Origin of the sequence: Mycolicibacter senuensis, assembly GCF_003284925.1 — a bacterium.
In the GTDB taxonomy this organism is placed as follows: domain Bacteria; phylum Actinomycetota; class Actinomycetes; order Mycobacteriales; family Mycobacteriaceae; genus Mycobacterium; species Mycobacterium algericum_A.
In genome coordinates, this window is the sequence record NZ_QMEX01000270.1 from 1 (window position 1) to 2,156 (window position 2,156).

Annotated in this window: 3 protein-coding genes; 2 read left to right on the forward strand and 1 reads right to left on the reverse strand. The window is 69.9% G+C overall.

Annotation, left to right across the window (positions count from 1 at the left end; translation table 11 throughout):
* Window positions 1-217: 217 nt before the first annotated feature.
* Window positions 218-1,213, reverse strand: a complete 996-nt coding sequence (locus DQP56_RS23975) for an SMP-30/gluconolactonase/LRE family protein (RefSeq protein ID WP_205868972.1) — start codon at window positions 1,211-1,213, stop codon at window positions 218-220.
* Between the two features lie 91 nt (window positions 1,214-1,304).
* Between DQP56_RS23975 and DQP56_RS23980 the strand changes: the two genes are divergently transcribed.
* On the forward strand, window positions 1,305-1,742 hold the full coding sequence (locus tag DQP56_RS23980) for a styrene oxide isomerase (RefSeq protein ID WP_112689568.1): 438 nt from the start codon (window positions 1,305-1,307) through the stop codon (window positions 1,740-1,742).
* A gap of 28 nt (window positions 1,743-1,770) precedes the next feature.
* The coding region (locus DQP56_RS23985; protein WP_286167813.1) for a sigma factor at window positions 1,771-2,156 on the forward strand (386 nt) is incomplete at its 3' end.

Consider the following 2,156-nt stretch of genomic DNA (forward strand, 5'->3'; position numbering starts at 1 on the left):
GGCGGGGTGCTCACCTGGTAGGGGCAGCCGGCGGTTCCCGCGTTGAGTCCGGGGGTGGGGTCGGCCATCGCGGCGGGGGCGGCCAGGGGTGCGGCGGCGGTGAGAAAACCCACCGCGACCAGGGCTGATACCGAACGCGCAAAAGTCATGGTGTGTGCAGGGTAGGCGAACCGCGCCGCGAACCGCGGGAGCCACGCTGTGACTGGTGGTGCGGAAGTTACAACTGAAAATACGCCAGGCCCGGCCCGTTGATCCGGCCCAGCCACAGCCGATCGCCGGCTTCGACCACCCCGGTGGCCAGCCCGAACGCCGGATCGGTGCTGCGGAACTGGCTGAGCACCCGGCCGTCGTCGGCGTCGAAGCCGATGACCCACGCCCCGGACTTGGTGTCCGGCAGCCAGCGATACGGCACCAACCGCCACAGCAGGGTGCGCAGCACCGGCGCGCGCGGCGAGAGCCACTCCGACAGCGCGTTGCGATCCGAGACCATCGCCACCCAGATCCGGCCGTCCCGCCCGGTGGAGATGTTGTCCGGATGGCCGGGCAACTCGCTCACCAGCCCGGTGATCGAACCGGCTCGCGGCCCGGTCAGCCAGTACTTGGACAACCGGCACCCGGTGCTCTCGGCGAACACCACCGCCGATTCGTCGGCGGTCAGCGTCACCCCGTTGGCGAAGTGCAGGCCCGACGCCAGCACCGTCGTCGCGCCGTCGGGGGTGCGCCGCAGCAGCGAGCCGCTGGCGCGGGCCTCGATCACCGAGGCCTTGTAGTACTCGTAGCGGAACCGGTCGGTGGATTCGGTGAAGTAGATGGTGCCGTCGGATGCTTCGACCGCATTCGAACAGAACGTCAGCGGCCGGCCGGCCACATGGCTGACCAGGGTTTCCAGTTGCCCGGATTTCGGGTCGAAGCGCAGCAGGCCGCGGTGGCTGTCGCAGATCAGCAGCCGGTGATCGCGGGTGAAGGCCAGCCCGAGCGGGCGCCCGCCGGTGTCGGTCATCACCCGCGGCGCGGCGGCGCCGGGACCGACCGCGATGATGCGGCCGTCCTCGACACCGGTCCAGATGGCGCCGTCGGCGTCGACGACGACGTCTTCGGCGGCGGTACCGGGGATCTCGACGACGGTCAGCTTCGGCATCGGGTCGGGCGGGGGCAGCGGGCGCGACGGCGGGGGCCGCCAGCGGACGGGGGAGATGCGCGGCTTGGGGCTCATGTCGATGACATTAAGGCGGCCTCCGCCAATCCGGTTGGCAATGCGCCCGACGGAATAATGTCGTGGTTGGCGGCTGATGCGAGGAGGGCCGATGAGACATGTCGACAAGGGCCGGCTCCTGCTGTGGTTCGGCGTGTTGCTGTTCCTGCTGGGTTTGCTCACCGGTTTGGTGACCGGGCCGATGAACAATCCCCGCATGGGGTTGTCCGCGCACCTGGAAGGCGTGATGAACGGCGTGTTCCTCGTGGTGCTCGGTCTGTTGTGGGGCCGCTTGCGGCTCTCGGCGCGCTGGCTGACGGCGCTGTTCTGGTTGGTGCTCTACGGCACCTATACCAATTGGGCTACCACCCTGGCCGCAGCGATGTTCGGCACCGGCCGGACGACTCCGATCGTGGGCGCCGGTCACCATGGCACCGCGTGGCAGGAGAATCTCGTCGACGCCGGTCTGTACAGCTTGACCGTGGCGATGCTGGCGGTCTGCGTGATCGCGCTGGTCGGCCTGTGGCCGGGCGCCAACCGGCCGCAGTGAGGAATCCGCGCGCCTAGGCTGGGTTGCGATGACGACGGCGGTGGACGACTTCGAGGCGTTGCGGCCTCACCTGCTGGCGGTGGCCTACCGGCTCACCGGGATGTTCGCCGACGCCGAAGACATCGTGCAGGACGCCTGGCTGCGTTTCGATGCCGCCGAGCGCGACGAGATCGTCGACCTGCGGGCATGGCTGACGACGGTGGTGAGCCGGCTCGGCCTGGACCGGCTGCGCTCGGCGCCGCGGCGCCGCGAAACCTATGTGGGCGAATGGCTTCCGGAGCCGGTGGTGACCGGCGTCGACGAGCCGTTGTCGGCGGTGGTGGCCGGCGAGGACGCCCGGTTCGCCGCGATGGTGGTGCTGGAGCGGCTGACCCCGGATCAACGGGTGGCGTTCGTGCTGCACGACGGCTTCGC

Coding starts and splice junctions, on each gene's coding strand:
- DQP56_RS23975 (WP_205868972.1), bottom strand. CDS start 1,213: ATGAGCCCCAAGCCGCGCATCTCCCCCGTCCGCTGGCGGCCCCCGCCG.
- DQP56_RS23980 (WP_112689568.1), top strand. CDS start 1,305: ATGAGACATGTCGACAAGGGCCGGCTCCTGCTGTGGTTCGGCGTGTTG.